The organism is Moorena sp. SIO3I8, assembly GCF_010692325.1.
Classification (GTDB): Bacteria; Cyanobacteriota; Cyanobacteriia; order Cyanobacteriales; family Coleofasciculaceae; genus Moorena.
In genome coordinates, this window is sequence record NZ_JAAHHW010000227.1 from 1 (window position 1) to 4,810 (window position 4,810).

General features: G+C 43.7%; 6 protein-coding genes. 2 read left to right on the top strand and 4 right to left on the bottom strand.

Going from position 1 to position 4,810, the window contains the following annotated elements:
* Window positions 1–512: 512 nt before the first annotated feature.
* Window positions 513–638 (top strand): hypothetical protein, encoded by a 126-nt coding sequence (locus F6K51_RS35255; RefSeq protein ID WP_293030274.1) that lies wholly within the window; start codon window positions 513–515, stop codon window positions 636–638.
* On the opposite strand, the gene F6K51_RS35260 is transcribed toward F6K51_RS35255, so the two are convergent.
* The 3 genes from F6K51_RS35260 to F6K51_RS35270 form a co-directional block, all read right to left on the bottom strand.
* A complete protein-coding gene (locus F6K51_RS35260) occupies window positions 610–1,941 on the bottom strand; it encodes a TRAP transporter large permease subunit (protein ID WP_293030277.1) in 1,332 nt (443 codons plus the stop codon). The two genes, F6K51_RS35255 and F6K51_RS35260, sit on opposite strands and share 29 nt — an antisense overlap.
* Window positions 1,942–1,945: 4 nt before the next feature.
* Window positions 1,946–2,485 carry a TRAP transporter small permease subunit gene (locus tag F6K51_RS35265; protein ID WP_293030280.1) on the bottom strand — a complete coding sequence of 180 codons (540 nt, stop codon included), beginning with the start codon at window positions 2,483–2,485 and terminating at the stop codon, window positions 1,946–1,948.
* A 240-nt stretch (window positions 2,486–2,725) separates the two neighbouring features.
* Window positions 2,726–2,848 (bottom strand): hypothetical protein, encoded by a 123-nt coding sequence (locus tag F6K51_RS35270; protein WP_293030283.1) that lies wholly within the window; start codon window positions 2,846–2,848, stop codon window positions 2,726–2,728.
* Window positions 2,849–2,933: 85 nt separating this feature from the next.
* On the opposite strand from F6K51_RS35270, the gene F6K51_RS35275 reads away from it, so the two are divergent.
* Window positions 2,934–3,146: a DUF2281 domain-containing protein gene (locus F6K51_RS35275; protein ID WP_293030286.1), complete on the top strand. Its 213-nt coding sequence runs from the start codon at window positions 2,934–2,936 to the stop codon at window positions 3,144–3,146.
* Between the two features lie 351 nt (window positions 3,147–3,497).
* Here F6K51_RS35275 and F6K51_RS35280 read toward each other — a convergent pair whose 3' ends face one another.
* Window positions 3,498–3,899, bottom strand: a complete 402-nt coding sequence (locus F6K51_RS35280) for a hypothetical protein (protein WP_293030289.1) — start codon at window positions 3,897–3,899, stop codon at window positions 3,498–3,500.
* Between the last annotated feature and the right edge of the window lie 911 nt (window positions 3,900–4,810).

Below are 4,810 nucleotides of genomic sequence, written 5' to 3' on the forward strand. Positions count from 1 at the left end.
TGCCAATATGTAGATCACTGGGGAGATTAGCCCACTAGCAACGACTTGGGTGGCTCGCACCCGTAACTTTAGCCAGTCCCCCCACAAAACCGTGAGGCTATCTGTGACTATAGTCGGTAACTGGGACGCTTTGAAGGTGTTGTGATGGGGCAGTGATAGATTGGATTTCACAGTATCGGTTTAAATTAAGTTAAATTTTCTTTACATTAATAAATAATACTACCGACTACCACAAGAGTCTAAAAATCCTCCAACCGTTGCGTTGCTTAATAATGGAATGATTTTAAGAGTGAGGTGGAATAGGCATCAGGCGTGGAATGGGCATCAGGCGTGGAACTGGCATCTTGCCAGTTTCATGCTTATTTTCGGGCGGGCAGGATGCCCACTCTACTCCTGTTCAAAATCTTGTGAGGCGGGCAGTTGCTAGTGGTGCTTTAGGGGCGGGCTTGCCCTGATCTTCAACACCGAGCGCCAGTATTGGGACAGCCCGCCTGGGAATTGTAACAGGCAAGATGCCTGTTCCACTCCCGACTCCCGACTCCCGACTGGGAATTGTAACAGGCAAGATGCCTGTTCCACTCCCGACTCCCATTAACCTAGATTTTCAAATCAAGTACTCAAAGAGGGCAAGAAACTGACTATACCAGGAAAGGCAATAATCAACACTAGCACCAGCAGTTGCAACAGAATAAAGGGAATCGCACCTCGGTAAATTTCCATGGTTTTCACCTCTGGTGGGGCAACACCCCGTAAATAAAACAGAGCAAAGCCAAAGGGTGGTGTCAGAAATGAGGCTTGGAGATTGGCTCCGATAATTACCCCGTACCAGACCAAGTCAAGGTTAAGCTGTTGAGCCACTGGAGCAAACAGCGGTACTACAATAAAGGCAATCTCAAAAAAGTCTATAAAGAAGCCTAGTAGGAAAATAGTTAACATACTGACTACTAGGAAGCCAATGTAACCGCCGGGAAGGTTTAACAGCATCGCTTCCATTACGCGATCGCCATTCAAGCCACGAAACACTAAACTAAATGCTGTTGAACCCAGCAATATAAATATCACCATGCTGGTAATCCGCATCGTGGCATCAGAGCTCTGTCGCAGGGATGGCAAATTCAACTGACCATTCACACCAGCCAATACCATTGCGCCGAGGCAACCCACAGCCCCTGCTTCTGTTGGAGTGGCAATGCCAAAAAATATACTGCCCAATACTAGCAGAATTAACAATAACGGCGGTATCATTGATTGGATTACCCGCTTTCCCAACGCTTTTCCACTGATATCTCGGACTTCTAGTGGTAGGGCTGGTGCTGCATCTGGCTTGAGCCATGCTACGATGATCACATGAATGGCAAACGCCCCAGCCATAATTAAACCAGGAATCACGGAACCGATAAACAGGTCTCCTACGGAAATTCCTAACTGATCTGCCAATACGACCAGTACGACACTCGGGGGGATAATCTGTCCTAATGTCCCCGATGCCACGATTACGCCAGTGGCTAGTTCTTTGTTATAACCGTAGCGCAACATAATTGGTAGGGAAATCAGTCCCATTGCTACTACTGTTGCGGCAACGACTCCAGTAGATGCGGCCAGCAACGCACCCACAATTACCACCGCTAAGGCCAATCCCCCTCGCAGCCGTCCAAACAGAATTCCCATGGTTTCCAACAGCTGCTCAGCAATCCCAGATTTTTCTAGCATGGAACCCATAAAAATAAAGTAGGGCACTGCTAGGAGAGTGTAGTTGCCCATGATCCCGAAAATCCGCTGGGGCATAGCGGTCAGGAAAATCGGGTCAAAGATACCCAAACTCACTCCCACGATGGCAAACAAAATTGCCACCCCACCTAGGGAGAAGGCTACCGGGTAACCCATGGAAAGTAATACCAAGGCACCGCCAAACATGGCTGGACCTAACCAGTCATAACCCATGGTTTTATTCCTCCTCCTGGGGTGCCAAATATCCGGCAAAAATTGCCCAGTTTTTGATGGCTTCTGAGATTCCTTGAAGAATCAGCAACCCAAAGCTGACAATAATCATGGATTTAATTGGGTAACGGGGTAACCCTCCTGGATCTGGGGACATCTCTTGAATCGTCCAGGAATTAATAATTGCCCCCCAAGAAAAATAAATTACCATGATGCAGAACGGAATTAAGAACAATAATGTCCCAATTAAATTAGCGATCGCTTGAGCCTTTGGCTTCAAACTCTTATAAAAAACATCCACTCGCACATGACCATTATGCTTGAGAGTGTAAGCCGCCCCCAACAGGAATACTAAGTCAAACAAGTACCACTGAGTTTCGATAAACCCATTAGAACTCAAATTTTCTCCTATAAAACGTCCCAAGTAGCGACCAACTACATTCCACACTCCAATCAGGATCATCAGTGGCAAAATCCAGTAGGTTAAGCGACCGATTCTCTCGTTGAAGCTATCAATTACTCTAGAAATACGTAATAGTTGTTGCAATAGCCACACTCCTCACTTACCAGCTATTGGAATGATATTTTATCATAGCAATTACCCACTGGCTAAGTAGCTGGAGAAAAATAAACCTACCTTTATTAAGTTGTGTAAAGTTATAAAAATCCCTCTGTTCCCTGCTCCCTGCTCCCTGTTCCCTATTTCAACAGTTAATTTTACTTTTGTCCGACTACTTATTGCATCAAGACATTGTGGCCAAGAAGAGATAAGATTAGATAAGTTCTATCAAGCATTGCTGAATCTTTGAATGAATATGAGTAGAGTGGGCATCTTGCCCGCTCGAAAATAAGGAGGAAACTGGCAAGATGCCAGTTCTACCAAGATGCCAGTTCCACGCAAGATGCCCATTCCACCTCACTCTTAAAATCATTCCATTATTCAGCAACGCCTTCTATCAAGTCAGCAGCTATTAGTGTTTGATGAAAGGGTAGTGATGAATTACCAGACGATAGGTTTACCTAAAGAATTCCTGAAAAGCTTGCAGGCATTACCACCACAGCAACAACGCATGGTGTTTGATTTTGTCGAGTTTCTGGCTCTCAAGTATGTTAAATCTGAGCCCAGTCAATCTCAGGCTCCTCGGATTTCAGGCTTGCTAGAAGGACAAGGATGGATCAGTGATGATTTTAACGAGCCTCTATCTTGAGAATTAAGAATTAAGAATGAAGAATTTAGAATGTAGAATGTAGAATGTAGAATGTAGAATTTAGAATTTAGAATTGGGAATTCTGACTTCGGCGTTGCTGAATCAAGGAATGAATATGAGTGGGGTGGGCATCCTGCCTGGGGTGAAAATATCAGAAGCAAGATGCCCGTTCCACAAAATTCATAAAATTATTCCATTATTAAGCAACGCCCGGCCTTCTGCCTTCTGCCTTCTGACTTCACCATTCTTAATTCTCCATTCTTAATTCTTAATTCTCCATTCTCCATTCTCCATTCTTAATTCTTAATTCTCCATTCTACATTCTACATTCTTAATTCTCCATTCTACATTCTACATTCTCTCCTCCTTCAAGCACAATCGCTCCAATAACTCCTTCGGAATAGTCTCAAAATCCTCCAACAAAAAATCCATAATCGCTAGATGGCGCAAGTGACCAGCAGTGGGAGGATAACAGCGACGACTAGTGGAAAACCAGCCATTAACGGTTTGAACGGAACAGGAGCAGATCAAAGCCATATCTTCGCGAGTCAGGTCCCACTTCTGGTAAAACCGTTGCGGTGTCATGCCCAATTGGCAGTAACTGTACAGTAGGATTAGGATTTGCTCTCGTTCCGTGATGGGATAGGGATAGATATTTTCCTCCCTTGGCTCCCTCTGTTGTCCAAGCTGTTCAAGACGCTCCATAGCTTCGTGATAATCGATGGGATGATGAACGAATCGTTTTTTTGCCATATTATAGAGTTACCTAAACTGTGGTTTGGGAAAGAGCCGCGCTTGTGCCGGGTCAAGCAAGAAGCGCGGCTCTTTTTCCAATGATTATATTATAAACATTGGCTAGTATTGTTGTCAAGTGGAAAATCAAAAAAATCGAGATAATTTTTTAATTGTCATAATTATTTACAATTAAAAAATTAGGAGATAGGAGATAGGAGTTAGGAGGTAGGAGTTAGGAGTTAGGAGTTAGGAGTTAGGAGGTGGGAGTTAGGAGATAGGAGTTAGGAGGTAGGAGTTAGGAGTTAGGAGTTAGGAGGTGGGAGTTAGGAGTTAGGAGTTAGGAGGTAGGAGTTAGGAGTTAGGAGTTAGGAGTTAGGAGGTAGGAGTTAGGAGTTAGGAGGTAGGAGTTAGGAGTTAGGAGTTAGGAGTTAGGAGTTAGGAGTTAGGAGTTAGGAGGTAGGAGTTAGGAGTTAGGAGTTAGGAGGTGGGAGTTAGGAGTTAGGAGTTAGGAGGTAGGAGTTAGGAGTTAGGAGGTAGGAGTTAGGAGTTAGGAGGTAGGAGTTAGGAGTTAGGAGTTAGGAGACAGAATATTTTTTAATTCAATTTGGCGACTTCTAACTACTGGTACAATCATTTTTAACTTATGCATCAAACAGTATAGAGAAAAATTGAATTAGAAAACAGAATATTTTTTAATTCAATTTGGCGACTTATGACTAACTACTGGTACAATCATTTTTAACTTATAACTTATAACTTATAACTTATAACTTATAACTTATAACTTATAACTCCTCCCTCCGAGTGCATCTCAGTTTTGTAAGACTCAAGTTGAAAATTGCCCGTTGAGGTAGGCACACCGATGCTTCAAGACTTGTGGGACGTTACTCTCATCCCACTGAGCCCCCGAAATCTTGATACGCCGACCC

Excerpts from the sequence above, each read along its gene's own strand:
- F6K51_RS35270 (WP_293030283.1), bottom strand. The coding sequence starts at position 2,848 with ATGGGCATCTTGCGTGGAACTGGCATCTTGGTAGAACTGGCATCTTGC.
- F6K51_RS35280 (WP_293030289.1), bottom strand. The coding sequence starts at position 3,899 with ATGGCAAAAAAACGATTCGTTCATCATCCCATCGATTATCACGAAGCT.
- F6K51_RS35275 (WP_293030286.1), top strand. The coding sequence starts at position 2,934 with ATGAATTACCAGACGATAGGTTTACCTAAAGAATTCCTGAAAAGCTTG.
- F6K51_RS35260 (WP_293030277.1), bottom strand. The coding sequence starts at position 1,941 with ATGGGTTATGACTGGTTAGGTCCAGCCATGTTTGGCGGTGCCTTGGTA.
- F6K51_RS35255 (WP_293030274.1), top strand. The coding sequence starts at position 513 with ATGCCTGTTCCACTCCCGACTCCCGACTCCCGACTGGGAATTGTAACA.